Annotated in this window: 18 protein-coding genes and 1 pseudogene; 9 read left to right on the forward strand and 10 right to left on the reverse strand. The window is 43.7% G+C overall.

The genetic code is table 11. The annotated features are described in order from the left end of the window. Window positions 1-50 precede the first annotated feature (50 nt). A complete protein-coding gene (locus H7F27_RS15705) occupies window positions 51-1,232 on the reverse strand; it encodes a pyridoxal phosphate-dependent aminotransferase (RefSeq protein WP_185848136.1) in 1,182 nt (393 codons plus the stop codon). Between the two features lie 157 nt (window positions 1,233-1,389). Between H7F27_RS15705 and H7F27_RS15710 the strand changes: the two genes are divergently transcribed. The 3 genes from H7F27_RS15710 (at window position 1,390) to H7F27_RS15720 (ending at window position 4,290) form a co-directional block, all read left to right on the forward strand. Further along, window positions 1,390-1,821, forward strand: a complete 432-nt coding sequence (locus tag H7F27_RS15710; protein ID WP_024120741.1) for a Cu(I)-responsive transcriptional regulator — start codon at window positions 1,390-1,392, stop codon at window positions 1,819-1,821. Window positions 1,822-1,879: 58 nt separating this feature from the next. Then, on the forward strand, window positions 1,880-3,214 hold the full coding sequence (locus H7F27_RS15715; RefSeq protein WP_024120740.1) for a hemolysin family protein: 1,335 nt from the start codon (window positions 1,880-1,882) through the stop codon (window positions 3,212-3,214). Window positions 3,215-3,390: 176 nt separating this feature from the next. Beyond that, on the forward strand, window positions 3,391-4,290 hold the full coding sequence (locus H7F27_RS15720) for an NAD-dependent epimerase/dehydratase family protein (RefSeq protein ID WP_024120739.1): 900 nt from the start codon (window positions 3,391-3,393) through the stop codon (window positions 4,288-4,290). A 24-nt stretch (window positions 4,291-4,314) separates the two neighbouring features. On the opposite strand, the gene H7F27_RS15725 is transcribed toward H7F27_RS15720, so the two are convergent. The 3 genes from H7F27_RS15725 to H7F27_RS15735 all read right to left on the reverse strand — a co-directional run bounded on the left by H7F27_RS15725 (window position 4,315) and on the right by H7F27_RS15735 (window position 7,274). Beyond that, complete coding sequence (locus H7F27_RS15725) at window positions 4,315-5,442, reverse strand: NAD(P)/FAD-dependent oxidoreductase (protein WP_185848137.1); 1,128 nt, start codon at window positions 5,440-5,442, stop codon at window positions 4,315-4,317. Window positions 5,443-5,543: 101 nt separating this feature from the next. Continuing rightward, a complete protein-coding gene (locus tag H7F27_RS15730) occupies window positions 5,544-6,143 on the reverse strand; it encodes a 1-acylglycerol-3-phosphate O-acyltransferase (protein WP_024120737.1) in 600 nt (199 codons plus the stop codon). Between the two features lie 135 nt (window positions 6,144-6,278). Next, entirely contained in the window at window positions 6,279-7,274 is a 996-nt protein-coding gene (locus H7F27_RS15735) for an aldo/keto reductase (RefSeq protein WP_185848138.1), read from the reverse strand. Between the two features lie 196 nt (window positions 7,275-7,470). On the opposite strand from H7F27_RS15735, the gene sigM reads away from it, so the two are divergent. From sigM to H7F27_RS15750, 3 genes are read left to right on the forward strand one after another with little or no spacing between them, the layout of a single operon-like run. Beyond that, on the forward strand, window positions 7,471-7,962 hold the full coding sequence (gene sigM / locus H7F27_RS15740) for an RNA polymerase sigma factor SigM (RefSeq protein ID WP_024120735.1): 492 nt from the start codon (window positions 7,471-7,473) through the stop codon (window positions 7,960-7,962). After that, the gene (locus H7F27_RS15745; protein ID WP_185848139.1) at window positions 7,952-9,028 is read left to right on the forward strand and encodes an anti-sigma factor; all 1,077 of its coding nucleotides are present in this window, start codon (window positions 7,952-7,954) and stop codon (window positions 9,026-9,028) included. The genes sigM and H7F27_RS15745 overlap by 11 nt, the downstream gene beginning before the upstream one ends. Further along, the gene (locus tag H7F27_RS15750) at window positions 9,016-9,306 is read left to right on the forward strand and encodes a hypothetical protein (protein ID WP_024120733.1); all 291 of its coding nucleotides are present in this window, start codon (window positions 9,016-9,018) and stop codon (window positions 9,304-9,306) included. The genes H7F27_RS15745 and H7F27_RS15750 overlap by 13 nt, the downstream gene beginning before the upstream one ends. Window positions 9,307-9,338: 32 nt before the next feature. Here the strand turns inward: H7F27_RS15750 and H7F27_RS15755 are convergent, their stop codons facing one another. Continuing rightward, window positions 9,339-9,767, reverse strand: coding sequence for a GNAT family N-acetyltransferase (locus H7F27_RS15755; protein WP_095713736.1), 429 nt, complete (start codon window positions 9,765-9,767; stop codon window positions 9,339-9,341). A 109-nt stretch (window positions 9,768-9,876) separates the two neighbouring features. On the opposite strand from H7F27_RS15755, the pseudogene H7F27_RS15760 reads away from it, so the two are divergent. Then, a pseudogene (locus tag H7F27_RS15760) lies at window positions 9,877-11,282 on the forward strand (PLP-dependent aminotransferase family protein). A gap of 37 nt (window positions 11,283-11,319) precedes the next feature. Here H7F27_RS15760 and H7F27_RS15765 read toward each other — a convergent pair. From H7F27_RS15765 to citA, 4 genes are all read right to left on the reverse strand, one after another. After that, window positions 11,320-12,675 carry a sodium-dependent transporter gene (locus H7F27_RS15765; RefSeq protein WP_185848140.1) on the reverse strand — a complete coding sequence of 452 codons (1,356 nt, stop codon included), beginning with the start codon at window positions 12,673-12,675 and terminating at the stop codon, window positions 11,320-11,322. 117 nt (window positions 12,676-12,792) lie between these two features. Beyond that, a complete protein-coding gene (gene bcaP, locus H7F27_RS15770) occupies window positions 12,793-14,190 on the reverse strand; it encodes a branched-chain amino acid transporter BcaP (RefSeq protein ID WP_101860899.1) in 1,398 nt (465 codons plus the stop codon). A 248-nt stretch (window positions 14,191-14,438) separates the two neighbouring features. Further along, complete coding sequence (locus tag H7F27_RS15775; protein WP_024120728.1) at window positions 14,439-15,308, reverse strand: SDR family oxidoreductase; 870 nt, start codon at window positions 15,306-15,308, stop codon at window positions 14,439-14,441. Between the two features lie 72 nt (window positions 15,309-15,380). Continuing rightward, the gene (gene citA / locus H7F27_RS15780; RefSeq protein WP_101860900.1) at window positions 15,381-16,481 is read right to left on the reverse strand and encodes a citrate synthase CitA; all 1,101 of its coding nucleotides are present in this window, start codon (window positions 16,479-16,481) and stop codon (window positions 15,381-15,383) included. 108 nt (window positions 16,482-16,589) lie between these two features. Between citA and citR the strand changes: the two genes are divergently transcribed. Continuing rightward, on the forward strand, window positions 16,590-17,465 hold the full coding sequence (gene citR, locus H7F27_RS15785) for a transcriptional regulator CitR (RefSeq protein WP_024120726.1): 876 nt from the start codon (window positions 16,590-16,592) through the stop codon (window positions 17,463-17,465). A 69-nt stretch (window positions 17,466-17,534) separates the two neighbouring features. Here the strand turns inward: citR and H7F27_RS15790 are convergent, their stop codons facing one another. Beyond that, on the reverse strand, window positions 17,535-18,536 hold the full coding sequence (locus H7F27_RS15790; protein ID WP_024120725.1) for a peptidoglycan endopeptidase LytE: 1,002 nt from the start codon (window positions 18,534-18,536) through the stop codon (window positions 17,535-17,537). 539 nt (window positions 18,537-19,075) lie between these two features. Between H7F27_RS15790 and H7F27_RS15795 the strand changes: the two genes are divergently transcribed. Continuing rightward, entirely contained in the window at window positions 19,076-20,452 is a 1,377-nt protein-coding gene (locus H7F27_RS15795) for an alkaline phosphatase PhoA (protein ID WP_185848141.1), read from the forward strand. The last annotated feature ends 26 nt before the right edge of the window (window positions 20,453-20,478 follow it).

Raw genomic sequence — 20,478 nt, forward strand, 5'->3', positions numbered from 1 at the left:
AAAAAAGATAACAGCCTCGGGATCGCTGTTATCTTTTTGTGCGAGCTGGCTTATAAAAAATCTTTATATAAGGCGATAAAGATGTCGCGTGATTGTTTGATTTGCTCCAGCGGCACACTGAAGGATAAACGGAAGCGCCCTTTCATCCCAAAACCGCTGCTCGGCACAATTAACAATTTATACTTTTGCGCTGCATGCACACAAAATGCGACTTCATCTTCAATTGGCGACTTCGGAAAAACGAAGAAACCGCCTTTTGGCATTTCAAATTCAAAACCGGCTTCCTTTAAAATGTCAACCATGACATCTCTGCGTTCTTTATAAGCGCTTGCGTCTATTCTTAAATCATCCATTCTCGCCACAGCCCGCTGCATCATGACAGGTGCATTTACAAACCCAAGTGTTCGATTGCAGTACACAAAAGCATTTATCAAAAGGTCGGCATCCGGCATGCTGCTGTCTAAGCCGATATAACCGAGCCGCTCCCCTGCTATGCCGAGGTCCTTACTGAATGAACTCGCCAAAATGACACGATGATACGATTGAAACGGATTTGCCAGCACTTCATCATAAATCAGCTGACTGTACGGCTCATCAAACAGTACATAGATGGTTTGGCCGTTTGTCTCTTCAATCTCTTTTAACAGAGCGCCTAGATCATCTATATTTTTCTGGCTGAGTACGGTTCCCGTCGGGTTATGAGGTGTATTCAGAATGAGTCCTTTCGTCTGCGGGGTAATCGCCTGCCTTACCGCTTCAATGTCAATCTCGAACCGGGCTGTCAGCGGGCAGCTGACAGCCTTACCCCCATAGTTCTCAATATACAATTTATATTCTGCAAAATAAGGAGCGAGAATGATGACCTCTTCTCCCGGATTTAATATGCTTTTTAGCGCCACATTCAATGCGCCGCCCGCACCTACTGTCATGACAACACGCTCAGCTGAAAACTCGGCAGCAAAGCGGCCGGCCAGAAATTGCGCGACTTTTTCTCTAGCTTCAGGAAGACCCTGATTTTGTATGTATCCGTGATTTCCTTTTTCAGCTTCTTCTATTAATGCTCTCGTAAAGGCTTTAGGCGGTTCAACGACCGGGTTGCCGATTGAAAAATCAAACACCTGGTCATTTCCGAACTCTTTCTTCAGTCTCGCTCCTTCATCGAACAGCTTTCGAATCCACGATCCTTTATTTAGGTTCTCTTCAATTTCCCGCGATAAACCAGCCAATCTCATCTGTCCCTTCTGCACATATAAATTGAACATTCTATCTATCTATGTTACTTCAATCAGAATTCGGATGCCACAATTTCCATATCCGGCATCTCAAAAAAACAATAAACTTGTGTAAGGCACCCTTCATATATTAAACTATTCTCATAACTATAACGTGATGGTTGGGAGGGATTTAGATGGGGCTGAGACTTATCGTATCAGTGAACTAGCGGCACTTGCCGGAGTAACGAAACGAACAGTTGATTATTATACGAATCTTGGTCTGCTGACGCCGGCCAGATCCTGTTCAAATTATCGTTACTACGATGAAAACGCACTTAAACGACTCATATTTATTGTAGATTGCAAGCAGCAGAGATTGGCCCTGTCCGATATTAAAGATCGACTGGAGAACCAGTTTCCCTCTTCAGCCATAGATCATGATGAAATTGGAAATCTGGCATCTGAAATTGATTATATGAATCAAAACATCTCCGGAATCTTGCATCGGTTTGAACGGCTGGAGCCTGAGGAGCGTGACAAGCTAAAAAGCAAACTTACACCCGAAAAGCTCGCCGTGTTCCAATCATTTATGCTGCTGTTAAGTTAAAACCATTTTACTAACAGGAGGTGTTACCTTCATTCTCATTGTAGAGTGAAGGTTCTAATTGGACATAGTGAATTTGATTTTAGTCGCTGTTTTAATCGCCCTGACGGCGTTTTTCGTAGCATCTGAGTTTGCCATTATCAGAATCAGAGGCTCACGGATTGATCAGCTGATCGCGGAAGGAAATAAAGCAGCAATTGCCGCAAAAAGAGTGACCACGCATCTTGATGAGTATCTATCTGCGTGTCAGCTTGGAATTACATTGACTTCCATTGGATTAGGGGTTTTAGGGGAATCAACGATTGAAAGGCTTGTTCATCCGCTTTTCGTACAATTGGACGTACCAAGTTCCCTTTCACATATCATATCGTTTATTTTGGCGTATGCCATTATCACGTTCCTGCACGTTGTTGTCGGAGAACTTGCACCTAAGACAGTTGCCATCCAAAAGGCGGAAGCAGTGTCTATGCTGTTTGCGAAACCGCTGATTTGGTTTTACCGCATCATGTTCCCGTTCATCTGGCTTTTGAACAATTCCGCAAGGTTATTGACAAAAGCTTTTGGCCTGGAGACCGTATCAGAAAACGAACTGGCTCACTCTGAAGAAGAGCTAAGAATCATTCTGTCGGAAAGCTATAAAAGCGGTGAAATTAACCAGTCAGAATTTAAATATGTGAATAAAATCTTTGAATTTGACGACAGGCTCGCGAAAGAAATTATGATCCCGCGGACCGAGATTGTCAGCCTTCCGCATGACATTAAGATTTCTGAAATGATGGAAATCATTCAAATTGAAAAATATACCCGCTACCCAGTAGAAGAGGGCGATAAAGATAATATTATCGGGGTTATTAATATTAAAGAAGTGCTGACCGCCTGCATCAGCGGCGAGGTTTCTGTTGATTCCACCATCTCTCAATTCGTGAATCCGATCATTCATGTGATTGAATCTGCGCCGATCCATGATTTGCTTGTCAAAATGCAAAAAGAAAGAGTCCACATGGCAATCCTGTCAGATGAATACGGCGGAACTGCCGGACTGGTGACGGTAGAGGACATTATTGAAGAAATCGTTGGCGAAATCCGCGATGAGTTTGATATTGATGAAATCAGCGAAATCCGCAAAATCGGCGAAGGCCATTACATGCTGGACGGTAAAGTCTTGATCGACCAAGTGAACGACCTGCTCGGCATTCATTTAGAGAATGAAGAAGTCGATACGATCGGCGGCTGGTTCCTTACTCAGAAATACGATGTTGAAAAGAACGATTCAATTATCGAAGAAGGCTGTGAATTTATTATTAATGAAATTGACGGCCACCACGTCGCTTATATTGAAGTGAAAAAGCTCGCAGCAGAAGAGCTGATAGAAGTTGGAGAGTCGAAAGAAGCATAATTTGAAAAGACACCCTTTATTGGGGTGTCTTTTTTTATTCTGGTTCGTTTTTGACGTGATCATACCTCTCTTCTGAAAACTGCTGCTAATAAATCGGTCATCCGCGGGAACTCTAAAAAGGTGCAACTGCGAGAAAAACGAACATCTCTGCATTATTATCGAAAAGGAGCGAAAACATGAAAGTTGTCGTAACTGGAGCAGCAGGTAAAATCGGACGCTGGGCTGTAAGAACAATATTAGAGGCCGGCCATGATGTGACAGCATCAGACAGAGTATTAAAAGAAGAATCCGCATCGAAAAAATTTATTCAAGCTGATTTACGGGATTACGGTCAGGTATGTCAGCTAATTATGGGCTGTGACGCTGTGATTCACCTTGGGAATATCCCTACAGATGTCAGGAATACATCACAGGCGATATTTGAAAATAATATGCTTGTTAATTTTAATATCCTGGAAGCCTGTAAAGATTTTAAAATCCGTAAGCTTGTGTGGGCTTCCAGTGAAACGGTGCTGGGATATCCATTTGTGCCGGACGAGCTCAGTTACCTTCCCGTAGACGAGGACCATCCAACGATCGTAAAGTCATCTTATGCGATGGCAAAACGGCTGACCGAAATCCTCTCAGATATGTATTCAAAGCTGATCAATACACAAATTGTCACTCTCCGCTTTGCGAATATATATGAGCCTGATGAGTACGAAAAAATCCCAGGCATGCACTGGAACGAGCAGCAAAAGGATATTCAAAAGAAAAACGCATGGGCGTATTGTGATGTCAGGGATGCTGCACATGCTTGCCTTCTAGCACTCGAAAAAAACAATCTCGGAAATGACGTCTTCCATATTACTGCACCCGATACCATCATGAAAGAGCCGAGTGAAGACTTAGTAAAACGATTTTTCCCCGATGTATCTTTAAAGAGAGATATAAAAGGATATGAAACGCTGATGGCAATCGATAAAGCCAAAAAGGTCCTTGGCTATGAACCGCGTTATACATGGCGTTCTGTATTAAATAATGACGGCTCTCTTAAAGCACTGCCAGAGGATCAGCTATCATTATCAAAAATATAAACATCACAAAAAAGCAGCAGGCGATCACCGGACTCCTGCTGCTTTTTTTATATCATAATCATCTAAATTGATATCCAAATCCATTTTGAGGGCCATCTTCGCCAACTGCTTCCCCATATAGGGGCCCATTGTTAAACCAGACGATCCAAGACCGTTTGCCACTATGATCCCATTCCAGCCGGGAAGAGATCCGATCACCGGCACATCGCCTGGTGTAAAGGGGCGTAAGCCGACTCTTGCCTCTTGAAAGGTGCTGTTCGCTAAGCCGGGAGCCATTTCTAATCCTTTGCTCAGAAGTTCCTGCAGCCCGCCAGCCGTTATCCGCACATCACGTCCGCCTATCTCATCTTCACGTGTCGCACCGATGGCTATTCTATTGTCATGATAAGCTAAAAGATATTCTTTGGAAGGCGGCATCACTGCAGGCCAGCTGTCGATATGATTTACATTCGGCACCTGCACATACACAATTTGCGCTTTTTGCACACTTACTTTGAAGTGAATTCCCAAAGGCGCTAACAATTGGTCTGCCCAAACACCGGCACAAACAATAACCTCGTCAGAAGAATAGATTTCATTACCGACAGTTACGCCTGTGACACGATTCGAATGATGTCGAAGCGCAGCATCACCTTTTAAAATGACTGCACCGTTTCTTTGAGCAGATCTCAATAATGTATCTCGCAGCACTTCTCCATCCACGCGGGCGGCTCTGCTTATATGAACAGAATGGTACCGTTCAGCCAGCAGAGGAAACAAATCAGCGGTTTGGTTTTCATGAAGAAAGGTAATCTCACCAATTTCCGCGGCAGCTTGTTTACGCTCCCGCACACGTTTTTCGATCTTTTCTATCTTTTCTATATCTTGATGAATACTGAGAGCACCGACTTGAGCATAACCAATGTCCGTCTCGCCTTCTTTTCTAAGTTCTTCTATGAACCGAGGATAAAAGCGCGCTCCGTCCTTTGCCAGCCGGTACCAAGCCTGATCACGGCGAGGAGACAGCCATGGACAGATAATGCCTTTCGCTGCATGGGTGGCCTGGCCCTTATCTTTCCGATCTATAACAAGAACCTCTGCACCCATTTTGGCTAGCTGATATGCTGTTGATGCTCCCAAAATTCCAGCCCCGACTATTATCATTTTTTTCATGATCCGTAACCTTTCCCAATGATCAATACCTCATTTAGTATAGCTAATGGCCCAGGAAATTATAAACAATCGGGAAATGGATGAATGCAATGACTGATGAATTAAAGTTGTTCCAGCTTCTTTTCAAGCTCTTTAATGCTGTTATTCAAAGCCTCTGTCATAGCCGCCAGCCTTTCCTTAGACGGAAGGTGGGCAAAATCAGCCTGCTGCAAAGGTTTACCGATAATCAGCTTCATTTTTCCTTTTTTGAACAACGCCTTTCCGCTTGAAGGTCCTTTATAAGCGGCCGGAACAAGGGGCGCTTTCCCCATTTGCGCAATTGTCACTGCGCCTCTTTTTAAAGGCACATCCTCAGAGGTTCTTGTTCCGCTTGGGAAGATTCCGACAATTTCTCCTTCTTTCAGCAGCTTAATCGGCGTTTTAATGCTGCTTGGGCCGGGATTTTCCCGATCTACCGGAAAGGCATGAATTTTCTTCAGAAACGAACCAATCCATTTATTTTGAAAAAGCTCTTTTTTCGCCATGTAGTGTATTTGATAAGGAAGAATCCCGACTCCGAGTGTGATCACATCAACCCAGCCAGAGTGTGTACACGCGATGACAAAACCTGAATCGGCCGGAAGGTTTTCTTTGTTATACACCTTCACTCCTCCGCGAAGAGAAAGAATAACTTTTAAAGCATTTGCACAAAACTTATACATATCGCACTTCCTTTGTCGTAATCAATGATTCTTTCTGTTACTTATTATAACAACATTTTTTATTACCTGGTACTAATTTTTAAGATTTCTCTTTTCTTAACGTCAAAAAGCTGAGGAATCATCCTCAGCTTTTTGTTATATGCCCTCTCTTGTCGGAGGCGCCATAAATTCCGGTCCGACCGGGTTTGATATCGTCTGTTCCAATATGGTATTGATGTCTTTTTTATCTTGACTGCTCAGCGTCCAGCCGGTAATTTCTGATACCGCCTCTATTTGCTCAGGTTTTCTAGCCCCCCAAAGGGCGATCCCAGCTCCCGGCTGGTCTAAAATCCATCTGACGGCCAGATGAATCACTGATTTTCCATACCGTGTCTTCGCCAGCTCATCTAATTGATTGACAGCAGAAAGATACTCTTTAAATCTTGGCTTCTGGAATTTCGGATCGTGATTTCGGAGATCGTCTCCCTCAAACGAATGATCTTCTGTCATTTTTCCTGTTAACAGCCCTCTGCATAAACTGCCGTACAATAGTGTTGTCATCTGTTTGTCTTTCGCATACGGAAGCACATTCTCTTCAATTTCCCTTTCAAACAGATTGTAAGGAGGCTGGATTGTATGAAGCGGAGCAACAGCCCGAAATGTATCCATTTGTTCAACCGAAAAATTACTGACGCCGATCGCGCGGATTTTCCCGGCATCATATAATTCCTTCATCACTTCTGCTGTTTCCTCTATCGGGACAAGCGGATCAGGCCAGTGCACCTGATATAGATCGATATAATCCGTCTGAAGACGTTGCAGGGAATCTTCGACCTCCTGTATAATTCTCGCTCTGTTAGCATGGCGGAACAGCTGATTGTTTTTCCAATCCAGCGCCGTTTTAGTGGCAAGAACAACCTGATCTCTTGCCCCATGCTGCTTGATCGCCTTCCCGACAATTTCTTCGGACTGTCCGAAGCCATACGCCGGCGCGGTGTCAATCAGTGTGATCCCCTTATCAAGAGCGGCGCGGATGGTTTCGATCGATGTTTTTTCATCAGTGCCTCCCCACATGGTTCCGCCGATCGCCCATGTGCCGAGTCCAATTCGGGAGGCTTTTATTCCTGTGTCTGAGATACTGGTGTATTCCATTGTGCCACTCCTTCACTTTTTCACTATGGTTTCCCTGATGGAAAAAATGTTAAACATTTCTCACCACTATCTTTCAGGGCAAATTTTCGGTACTATAGAGTAATGGTGTTTAATTACGTATTAAAAAGCCGTTTGCATGTAATGTGCAACTTTAAACCTTTCTTATGCGTGTATAACATAGAGGGGAGAAAAGGCAGTGACGATCGATGAAATTTACCAAATGTACATGAATGATGTTTACAGGTTCCTGCTCTCCATGACAAAAGACAAGCATCTTGCCGAAGACTTGCTGCAGGAAACCTTTATGCGGGCATACATACACATTCACTCCTATGATCACAGCAAAGTAAAGCCCTGGCTTTTTCAAGTGGCGCGGAACGCCTTCATTGATTACGTCAGAAAGCATAAGAAAGAAGTAACCATTTCTGATGATTTGATTGGAAGTCTCTTTCAAACTGCTGTTCAGAGCCCTGCCCATCAGGTAGAGATAAAGGAAGTGCTGACTGGTTATATGTCCGAGCTCCCCGATAACTATCGGGAGGCGTTAACACTATATTATTTAAAAGAATTAAATTACAAAGAAGCATCCCATATTATGAATATTTCAGAGGCGAATTTTAAAAGTGTTTTGTTTCGTGCCAGACAGCGGCTGAAAGCACTTTATAATAGAGGTGTTAATGATGAATGAAGAATTTAAAAAGCGTTTTGATCAATATAAAAACGGTGAAATGAGCGATCAGGAAATGACCGCGTTTGAAGAGGAACTTGAGAAGCTCGAAGTGTATCAGGAAATGATTGATAGTGAGCTGCCAGACGATCATGATTGGGATGTCGACATCAGTCCTGAAAAACAAAAAGCCATTCTGGCCTACGGCAAACGGAAGTCTTATTTGCGTATTTCCGCGCTTGCCGTCATTTCGACATTAATGATTTTGCCGCTATGTACGCTGGGAAGCTACCTCTATTACGGAATGGGAGGAAAACACAGCACCGGCAATGAATTTATGGAAACTGCCGCAGTCACTGTAGCCCTGACTATGCCAAATGTTCTTGTCGATACTTCTGGACTGAAGAGCCAGGTGAAGCTGTTTGGCATGAATACAGAATTCCCGCTGCAAAAACAGATTGGCACGAAAACGGCCGCCGTGGGGAATGAACGGGTGGAAATGTTTTATGACAGAGTGAAAGCGCCGGTCGTCAACTACTATGACTTAGAAATCCATAAAGCCGGCCATTACTTTACACACCCATCAAGCGGACCTGAACAAACAACCGCAAAAGCAGAAAAAACATTAAAAACTTTGCCTGAAGGGACTGTTTCCGAGGTCTACCTTTCTTATGACCGGGCATATCCGACAAAAGAAGTGTATCAAAAATTCAGCGGCTATGATGTAAGCTTTTTGTGGAACGCGGTTGAAACAGAGAACAATACAAAGGATACCCCTTACGCAGAGCCGCTTGGCTACCCAGGGAAAGATTCAAAGTTCCTGACTGCGCTTGATACAAAAGGCAAGTCAAACGGCGACCAATTTATCGATGCTTTAACTTACATATCGAAGCACGAGAAATGGGCGCAGGTCATCTCAAAACGAAAAGATTTAAAAGTGGACTCCCGCTTGGATTATGTAGAGAAAAATGGTGTTAATGTATACGGCTCAGTCGTTACAGGACCGACCAAGGAAATCCAGCGCATGCTGAAAAACAAATCAGTAAAATCAGCAAATGTCGGCGAGGTGGAATTATGGAATTGGTAAGAATTTTTAAAGAACATAATGTATTTGGCTGGATATCTGTCGGGACAGCAATTCTGTCTTTGCTCTTGCTTAATTTGGCGATTATCAGCAATGTGACCTCTTATTCTTATCAAATGCTGCCGTTTGCCATGGCCGCCGTTCCGTTTGGCGTTATCGAGCTTTTCATCAAAAGAGGACGCACGGGTCCCGGCCTGCTCGGCGTTGTACTTAATCTCTTTGTGATTATCTGTGTGTATACCATCGTATCAGTGGATACCAACTTACAGTTTGGCTTTTAGCAGAAAAGACGCCTGAAACGGCGTCTTTTTTATTACAGCTGTTTTCTGAATAAATAACTTTCAATCGTAAATCCCATTTTATCCTTATAAAATCTGTGGGCGTCTTTGCGCTGAAGGCCTGATGAAAGACTAACAAGAGGATAGCCCGCATCTCTCGCCCAGTTTGCCGCATAATCCAAAAGAAGTTTGCCGTACCCTTTAGATCTGTGAGACCCGCTTGTGACAAGATCCGCTATCCATACGTACTCTCCTTTATGAAGCGAGACCCTTGGCAGTGCGCCGCACAGCGCCCTGATCGCTTTATCCTCATATAAGGCAAACAGCATATACGACTCTTTTTGGACACAGCGCTCCAGCCTATGTAAATACGTCTTTTCATCCAGCTCTGTTCTTAATTCACGCATTACCGGATATGCTTCCATCCATTCTTCTCTAGTCGTTAATTGTTTGATATGAAGCATCTTATCAATCCCCTCTCCATTCGTTACAATGATAATATCCGATTTATGGCATTCACCAAATAGCCAAAACCTGAAAAAATGACCACGCCAGATGCAAAGGAGAGATAAAATGGAAATCACGCCGTTTCTGGACAAAACAAGCAACACACCGCTGTATGAACAGCTTTACACCTATTTCAAACAAGAAATGACACATGCCAGAATCACCAAGGGAATGAGGCTTCCGTCAAAACGCAGGCTCTCCGGCTTGCTCGGTGTCAGCACGGCAACGGTAGAACGCGCCTACGAGCAATTAACCGCTGAAGGATATGTCAAAAGCAAGCCTAAAATCGGCTGGTTTGCGGCAGAAATTGAACCTGAGTTTCCGGCTGCTCCAGTATCATATCAACCGCCTCCTCAATCGGTCACTCATAAAGAAATAGAACCTGTTATTAACTTTCATCAAGGAAATGTCGATCCGGTCCACTTTCCCTTTAACGCTTGGCGAAAAAGCATAGTGAAAAGTCTCGATCTGTATTCTGAACAATTTCACACCTCAGGCGATCCTCAAGGAGAACCTGCACTCAGAGAAATGATAGCCCGATTTGTCAGACTGTCACGGGGTGTCAATTGTGACCCCAGCCAGATTATTATCGGAGCAGGCACTACTGTCCTTCTGCAAATTCTTTGCCTTACGCTTCAGCCGGGAACAAAAATCGGGATTGAAGAACCGGGATTTCACCGTCAAGACGAATGTTTGAGGCCAATCACATGAACGTGATTCCCATTTGCACTGATGAAGAAGGAGTCCTGCCGGCTATCCTTAAACCCGAGAGCCCGCATCTTGTCTATACGACTCCCTCGCATCAATTCCCGCTCGGGAGCATAATGACGATCGCCCGAAGACAGGAGCTGTTGTCTTGGGCAAAAGAGGCAAACTCATTTATTATTGAGGATGATTATGATGGAGAATTTCGCTACAGCGGGCAGCCCATTCCATCTCTGCAAGGCCTTGACCCGAATGGCAGGGTCATTTATCTCGGCACTTTTTCAAAATCATTGCTCCCTTCCTTGCGGATCAGCTATATGATTCTTCCTGCTGCACTTATTGAACCCGTAAGAAAAAATGCGCTTTTGATGAAACAGACCGTCTCTTCTCATAATCAATTGGCATTGGCAGATTTCATTGAAAACGGCGAATGGCAAAAGCATTTGAACAGGATGAGATCATTGTATCGAAAAAAACATGCTGTTCTGCTGGAAGCGATACGAACTGAACTGGGAGACAGTGTGGAGGTTCTCGGAAAAAACTCGGGGCTTCACATCCTGCTCCGGCTCATGTTTTCAGCCAGTGAGGTTGATGCAATAAAAGCCGCTGCCAAAAACAGAGTGAATGTCTATCCGGTATCTCCATCGTACAAAAGCCAGCCGCCGTTTGTTTCTGTCTTAATCGGTTATGGAGGGCTTTCTGAAGAGGACATCCGGCTCGGTATCAAAAAGCTGAAAACCGCATGGGAGCCGCTGATGAAATCATAAAAAACAAAAAAACAGGCCCCCAACAGAGCCTGTTTTTCTAAAAGGATATAATCCCGATTAAATTTAAGAACACAATAATAATAGCCAGCGGCACAACGAAACGGAGCAAATAAAACCATATATAAAAGAATGCTTTTCCGGGATGCGATCCTTGTCTCATTTCTGCCCACAGCTCCTGTTTCGATATTTTCAGCGGAATAAAAATAGAAATTAACAGGGCGCCTAATGGCAGCAGAACATTGCTGACAGTAAAATCGACAACGTCAAAAAACGTCTTATCAAATATGCGCACATCGCTCAGCATGCCATAAGATAAGCAAGATGGGATACCGACTAAGAAGATTAAAAACCCGCTTGTCCATGACAGTTTTTTCCTCTTCGTTTCATCGCCTTTGCCGATAATGGCTACAATCATTTCCACCATTGAAAAGGCAGAGGTCAGTGCGGCAAATAAAAATGCGACAAGAAAGCCGATGAAAAACAGGATGCCGAACGGAAGCTGTTCAAAAACGGCCGGAAGCACTGTAAACAGCAAAGTCGGACCTTCATTCGGCTCCAATCCGAAGGAGAAAACCGCAGGAAAAATAGCCAGGCCTGCCAAAAGTGTCACAATGATATTCATGACGACAATGGAGGCTGCAGACCGCGGGATATTTTGCGTTTTCGGCAGATAGGAGCTGTAAGTCACCATGACCGAAACCCCCAGTGTTAACGTAAAGAAAGCCTGTCCCAGCGCAAATAAAACAGACTCCGGCGTCAAATCGCCGAAATGAGGCACAAGCAAAAATTTCACGCCTTCAATCGCATGATCCAGCGTGAGCGACCGAAGAACAAGCAGGACAAACAATATAAACAAAATCGGCATCATCACCGCGCTTACCCGTTCAATCCCTTTTTGAACCCCTCTGGCGACAACCAGCACAGTCAGCACCATAAAGATAAGCTGAGCCGCGAGCGTCTGCACGGGATTTTGAATAACAGAACCAAAAAGTGCACCGTACTGTTCCTGGGTGAGTCCTGATAGTGAACCTGATGCTGTTTTCACTATATATAGTAAAATCCATCCTCCGATAACACTGTAAAACGATAAAACTAAGAAACAAGCCGCTACGCCGACCCATCCTGTGAGAAACCAAGCTGTTCGCGGCGCTTCTTTTTTATATGCATCAATGGCATTCGTTTGGTTCCGTCTTCCAAAGATAAATTCTCCCACTAAAAGCGGATAGCCCAAGAGAATGGTAAATAGCACAAAAATAAGGAAAAAGGCGCCTCCTCCATTCGTCCCCGCTACATAAGGGAACTTCCAAATCGCGCCTAAGCCGATAGCTGATCCAGCGGCAGCCATGACGAAACCGATTTTTGAAGCCCATTGGACTGTTTTTTGCTCAGACAATGATGTCACTTCCTTTCCAGCCTATATTATCTCTTATTTTCATGCTTATTTCTATATATTCATTTGATGAGAATAGAAAAGAGAGCGGCCAGTGTAAGCCGCTCTCTTCTTTGAGAGTTATTGATTTAATTTTGAATGCTTTCTTGAATATAAGAAATAGATCGCCATGCCAATTAACAGCCACACAAGGAAGCGGACAATCGTTACCCATCCAAGATTAAAAATTAAGAACAGGCAGAAAAGAATTGCTAAGCCCGGGATAACCGGAACCCCTGGGCATTTAAAAGCTCTCGGGAGATCAGGCTGTTTCTTTCTCAATACGATAACCGCCACAGAAATCAGCACAAACGCTGACAGCGTTCCGATGTTTACCAGCTTGGCAAGCTCATCAAGCGGAACAAGTGAACCGAGAAGCGCCGACATAATGCCGAAAAACCAAGTCGCTACATAAGGTGTTTTATGCTTCGGATGAACCTTAGAAAGCGAGCCCGGAACCAGGCCGTCACGAGACATAGCAAACATAACGCGTGTCTGTCCATAAAGCATCACAAGCATAACCGTTGTCATTCCCAAAACCGCGCCGATATCGATAATGCCTGCCACCCAGTTTTGCCCCGCGCTTTGAAGAACGAGAGAAACCGGATGATCGACGCCTGCAAACTGGGCAAACGGAACAACCCCTGTCATGATGGCTGATACAGTAACATATAAAATCGTACAAGCCAATAATGAGAAAATAATTCCTTTCGGCAGATCCTTCCCAGGGTTTTTCGTCTCTTCCGCAGCAGAGGATACAGCGTCAAATCCGATAAAAGCAAAGAAAACGAGCGCCGCTGCGCTGAATACGCCGCCAAAGCCCATTGGCATAAACGGCTGCCAGTTATCCGGCTTCACGTAAACAGCTGCCACCGCAATAAATAAGAGAACGACCAGCACTTTTAAAATGACCATTATGTTGTTGACTCTTTTAGATTCTCTGATACCTAAATAAAGCAAATACGTAATCGCAAGAACAATGACAAACGCAGGCAGATTAAAAATGGTAAATGTTCCTTTTACAGCCCCCGGAGCAGCCGTTAAGGCAACCGGAAGATGAATGCCCAGCCCGGACAAAAATGATTGAAAATACCCGGACCACCCGACTGAAACAGCACTTACCGCCAGCATATACTCTAAAATTAAATCCCACCCGATAATGAAGGCCAAAAGTTCTCCCATTGTAGCATAAGTAAATGTGTACACGGAACCTGAGACAGGCACACTTGAAGCAAATTCAGCATAAGACAATGCAGCGAATAAACAAGCCAGCGCTGCGACAACAAATGAAATGGTCAGTCCGGGTCCGGCAGTTACCGCCCCTGTCCCCGTCAGTACAAAAATCCCAGTACCAATAATGGCCCCAATCCCAAGCAATGTTAAGTCAAACGCCCCTAATTCTCTTTTTAAGGATTTTTCCCCATTTGTTGCAGCGATTAAATCTTGTATGCTTTTCTTCCTAAATACGCTTCCTTTCATTCCCCTTCAACTCCTAGCTGATGTTTTCTTTATATTTTATTTGAATTTTCTGAATTCATGAGCGGTAATGGCCGTTTTTCTTTTTTTCTACTATATTTGTACTGGTGATGAATCATTCCTTTCTCCTACTCAATATTATATATAAAAATCTGAAAATGAAAACTAAATTTTTAAAAAATTCGACAAATTTCTGCGGTAACATATTTTCATGCACAAAAAAACCAGCAAATCTGCTGGTTTTTTGTACATTATGTTGAAATAAAACGGCCGCCATTTACATGAATCGTCTGTCCCGTCATATAGGAAGATTCATCAGATGCGAGCAAGACGTACGCCCCCGCATGCTCAACCGGCTGTCCCGGTCTGCCCATCGGTGTATCAAGTCCATGCTGCTTCACTTTTTCTTCCGGGAATGTCGCCGGAATCAGCGGTGTCCAAATCGGACCGGGCGCCACCGCATTCACTCTGATGCCTTTGTCCGCAAGAGATTTGCTCATTGATCGTGTAAAGGAGACAATTGCCCCCTTTGTACTGGAATAATCAATTAATGCGGTATCCCCTTCATAAGCGGTAATCGAGGTCGTATTAATTATTGCGCTCCCTTCTTTCAAATGAGGCAAAGCTTTCTTCGTCATATGAAACATTGAAAAAATGTTCGTGCGGAAGGTTTTTTCAAGCTGTTCTGTTGAAATATCAAGAATACTGTCCTGCGGGTGCTGTTCAGCAGCGTTATTAACCAAAATATCCAGCTTCCCAAAATGGTCTACGGTTTGCTGTACAGCCTGTTCACAATGCTTCTCATCTCCGACGTCACCCGGAATCAGCAGGCAGCGGACGTTTTCCTGTTCAATCTGTTTTCGCGTTTCCTCCGCGTCAGAATGTTCGTCCAGATAAAGAATGGAGACGTCCGCCCCTTCTTTTGCGTACGCGATTGCTGCCGCTCTCCCGATTCCGCTGTCGCCTCCTGTAATGATCGCGACTTTTCCTTTCAGTTTTCCGCTTCCTTTATAATCACGGTCCTCTGATAAAGGAAGAGGATTCATTTCGGACTCAATACCCGGCTGCCGGTCCTGCCGCTGCGGTTCTTGTCCTTCTGTTTGTCTGTCCATTGGGTTCATATTGATCACTCCTAGACATGATAATACTGATCGTTTACCACATCACAGCAGCGAATAAACCGCAAAATATGTTTATAAAAGTACTTCTTCAGGAATAGCCCCTGTATATTTAGCTGACGGGCGGAAAATCATGTTGTTTTCTGCTTGTTCCAGCACGTGTGCGCACCAGCCTACCATTCGGCTTGCTGAAAACGTCGGTGTAAACAATTCATCATCAAAATCAATTGCCTTCATGACAGCAGCTGCATAAAATTCAACGTTTGTGTACAGCTTGCGGCCCGGTTTGTAGATGTCCAGCAAACGAATCGCTTCTGCCTCTACATGCAGCGCCAGATCCAAATCACGGTCATCGCCTGCAACCTCTTCAGCTTTCTGTCTCAAAGCTTCTGCCCGCGGATCTTTCGTCTTATACACGCGGTGCCCAAATCCCATCAGGCGTTCTCCTTTTTCAAGCTTTGCTGTCAAATACGCTGCAGCATTCGCTTTTTCTCCAATGTCTTCAAGCATTTTTGTCACAGCAGATGGAGCCCCTCCGTGCAGCGGGCCTTTCATCGTGCCAAGCGCCGCGGTAATGGCCGATACCAAATCACTCTCTGTAGACAAAGTGACCCGTGCTGAGAAAGTTGATGCATTCATGCCGTGCTCCATGGCCAGAATCATATATGTTTCAAGCGCTTTCTTTTTTGCTTCTGAAGGCTGCTCACCTGTGAGCATATAATAATAGTTTTCAACATGTCCGTACTGGGAAGATGGCTCAATGGCTTGTTCGCCGCGCACCCAGCGTTTTCTGTAAGCGATAATGGACGGCGTGATGGCAATCAGCCGAATCGCTTCTTCTATTTTTGGATAAAACGTGTACGTATTTTCCCCTAATGCTGAAACAACCGTTCTCAGTACCGACATGTCGTCCATGTTGTTTGGCAGCGACTGAATCAAACGCCCGATGCGGTCAGGCAGGTTTCGCTCCGCAATCAGCTTTTTTTCAAATGTCTGTAATTCATCTGATGCCGGCAGTTTTCCAAACAAAATCAAGTAAGCGGCTTCTTCAAAGCTGTGATGCAGCGCGATGTCTTTTGCATGATACCCTCTGTAGATAAGCCGACCTTTTTCGCCGTCAATATGGCTGATTGATGTGTCCACACATGTAATTCCCTTTAATCCGTAATGTACCATTTGTATTCCCCCTATCCTTTTCTGTTATTATAGTAAATATAATATTTAAAAAATATTGAATATTTTAAAGGGAATTAATTAAAAATCTTAATCAGAGGGAGAATGGAAATGGATTTCAAATGGCTTCACACCTTTGTGACCGCAGCGAAATATGAAAACTTCAGAAAAACAGCAGAAACGCTTTTTTTATCTCAGCCCACTGTAACCGTTCATATCAAGCAATTAGAAAAAGAAATCAGCTGCAAGCTGTTCGAGCGAAAAGGCAGGCAGATTCAGTTAACCGATGAAGGCAGGGCTTATTTGCCGTTCGCACTGAGGCTGCTTGATGACTATGAAAACAGCATGGCAGAGCTCCACAGAGTGAGACAAGGCTACTCTCAAACCTTACAGCTCGCGGTTTCGCCGCTTATTGCCGATACCGTGCTTCCATCTGTTATGAAACGATACACTTCAATGAATACCGAAACAGAAATTGCAGTGAAAATTTTTGAATCGGCAGAAATCTCGTCTCTGATTAAAGCCGGCGAGGCGGATATCGGACTGAGCTGTTTAAAAGTCCAGTCTTCTTCTTTAACATGCCACTGTTTATATAAGGATCCTGTCGTCCTCGTTGCGCCTCCTGATCAGCGTTTCACATCAGACGAAGAAATTGATGCCAAAGAGGTGCTTGAGCAATACCTGCTTTTGACCCACAATCATCCTGACTACTGGGACGACTTACTCCGTCAAGTCAGAGTGACTTTTCCATTTGTGAGAACAATGAAAGTCACACAAACCCATATAACGAAACGGTTTATAAAAGAAGGACTTGGCGTTTCATTCCTCCCCTTATCTACAGTAAAGCGCGAATTAGAGGAAAAACAGATGATCAGAATTCCTTACCATTCTGTGCAGCTGCCTTATGCCGGTGCTTATGCGATCGCCCTTTATGAAAATAAGAAGGAAAAAAAGTTTTTGGACTTTTTATCACATTTTCATTTTTAAATGTAACCAAAACGAAGATGCTCCGTCTAATGAAAAAAACCCGTTCTATGAACGGGTTACTTCGTAAAATTAGAATCTTTTCGCACCGAGGTAGCGAGGCTTCCAGTAGCTGTTGTTCAGGCTGCTGATTTGTACACCGTCAGATCCTGCATGAACGAAACTGTTGTTTCCAATGTAAATCCCCATGTGAGAAGGGCCGGATTTATATGTTGTAAAGAATACGAAATCACCGACAGACGGGCTGGCAATGCTCTTCATGGAACTCCAGTATCCCGCAGTGCTCGTTCTTGCCACACTTGTTTGTTTGTTTAATACGTACCAAATGAATCCGCTGCAGTCAAAACCGGAAGTTGTTGTTCCGCCCCATTTGTACGGCGTTCCAGTTAGCGCTTTTGCATCAGAAACCAGTTTGCTTACGTTAAGTGATGTAGATGATACTTTGCTGCTTGAACTAGATGAAGGCTTAGAGGAAGTGACAGGTTTTGAACTTGTTCCTTTCACCTTCAATACTTGTCCAACATAGATTAAATCTGATTTTAAGCCGTTGAGACTCTTTATTTTGCTAACCGTTGTGCCGTATTTTTTCGCGATTTTAGATAGACTGTCGCCGCTTACTACTTTGTATGTAGAAGTTGCAGACGTAGACACGCTTGATGAGCCGGAGCTGCTTGAACTGCTTGAGCCCTTCACTTTCAGAACTTGTCCGATACGCAGAAGATCTGATTTTAAGCCGTTCAGTTTTTTCAGTTCATTGATCGTCATGCCGTATTTTTTCGAAATCTTCCAAAGACTGTCGCCGCTCACTACTTTGTATGTAGAAGAAGATGAACTGCTTTTTGAACCTGATGCTGCCGATTTACCGTTAATAGATAAAGTCTGTCCTGCGTAAATAATATCGGAATGAAGCTTGTTTTCTGATTTAATTTTACTTATTGTGGTGCCGTATTTTTTTGAAAGATCCCATAACGTGTCGCCTTTTTTCACCTTGACGCTTTGTGCAGATGCCGCTCCTGCAAATAAGGTCGATCCTAAAACTACTGCTGTTGTAGCTGTAATGATTTGCTTTTTCATGTTTTCCTCCCTAAATATGTATATCTATTATTATCTCTTTTTTTTAATTAATCATCTTGTTTTCTATTATAAGGATGGATTCCCAACAGAAATAGTCTTGACTTCACGTGACAAATTTCTTAATTATTCGTTTTCAAAAAAAGTTTTTAAGGGTATTAAATATTTCATTTTCATTTCAAAGGTGACAAAAAACGAGTGCTTTTGTCATGTTTTTTGGGCGGTTTATCAACATTTAGGAAATAATTGAAGAAGGTTTTGGGGATTTATGACATAGCAAAAGAATGTTGAACTTATAGGTTTCGATAAAAACTGCGGGCATCCGCAGTTTTTTTATTTAAACAACCATATCACGCATAAACCATGAGGTAAAGATTTTTCCGGAAAAATGAATGCTTTGATGAAAGAAAGGCAAGATAACGGACACAGACAATTTATATTCATCACAATCCTTTACTTAATGTTTACAGGATCAACAGCCGCACTTAACAAACATTCCCTATCGTAATAAGCAGAACAAATTAAAGGAGGCCTGCAAAAAAATGAGTCTGTTTCAAAAAATGAAATCAAAATTGCTGCCAGTCGCAGCTGTTTCCGTGCTTACAGCCGGTATATTCGCCGGTGCAGAGCTGCAGCAGACCGAAAAAGCAAGCGCCAAAAAACAAAACAAAGATGAGATCAGAAATGTCATTGTGATGATTGGGGACGGCATGGGAGCATCGTACATAAACGCCTACCGTTCCATGAAAAATAACGGTGAAACACCGAACAACCCGAAGTTAACTGAATTTGACCGGAACCTGACAGGCATGATGATGACGCACCCGGATGACCCTGACTATAATATTACAGATTCAGCAGCCGCCGGAACAGCATTGGCGACAGGCGTTAAGACATATAACAATGCAATTGGCGTCGATAAAAACGGAAAAAAAGTAAAATCAATACTCGAAGAAGCCAAGCAGCAAGGCAAGTCAACAGGGCTTGTCGCAACTTCTGAAATTAACCACGCCACACCCGCAGCATACGGCGCTCACAATGAATCGCGGAAAAATATGAACCAAATCGCCAACAGCTATATAGATGATAAAATAAAAGGCAAACAAAAAATTGACGTTTTGCTTGGCGGCGGAAAATCCTACTTTACCCGCAAGGACAGAAATTTAACGAAAGAATTTAAACAAGCGGGCTACAGCTATGTGACAACAAAACAAGCGCTGAAGAAAAATAAAGATCAGCAGGTGCTCGGGCTTTTTGCAGACGGTGGGCTTGATAAAGCGCTCGACAGTGACAGCAAAACCCCATCCCTGAAAGATATGACTGTTTCAGCAATTGACCGGCTGAATCAAAATAAAAAAGGATTTTTCTTGATGGTTGAAGGCAGCCAAATTGACTGGGCCGCTCACGACAATGATACTGTCGGAGCCATGAGCGAGGTTAAGGATTTTGAACAGGCCTATAAAGCCGCTATTGAATTTGCGAAAAAAGATAAACATACGCTTGTGATTGCAGCTGCTGATCATACGACAGGCGGATTTACCATCGGTGCAAACGGCGAAAAAAATTGGCATGCGGAGCCGATTTTGGCCGCGAAAAAAACACCTGAGTTTATGGCCAAAAAAATCAGCGAAGGCAAACCGGTCAAAGATGTGCTCGCCCGCTATACAGATCTGGATTTCACACGTGAAGAAATGAAAAGTATTGAAGCCGCTTCACAGGCTGACAAAAGCAAAGGCGCCTACAAAGCCATCATCAAGATTTTCAACACCCGCTCTAACAGCGGCTGGACCAGTACCGATCATACCGGTGAAGAAGTACCGGTATACGCGTACGGCCCCGGAAAAGAGAAATTCAGCGGACTGATCAACAATACCGACCAGGCAAAAATCATATTTAACATTTTGAAAACAGGAAAATAAAAAGGATGCAGAACACTGCATCCTTT

It is taken from the genome of Bacillus sp. PAMC26543, from assembly GCF_014250375.1.
Lineage (GTDB): Bacteria > Bacillota > Bacilli > Bacillales > Bacillaceae > Bacillus > Bacillus halotolerans.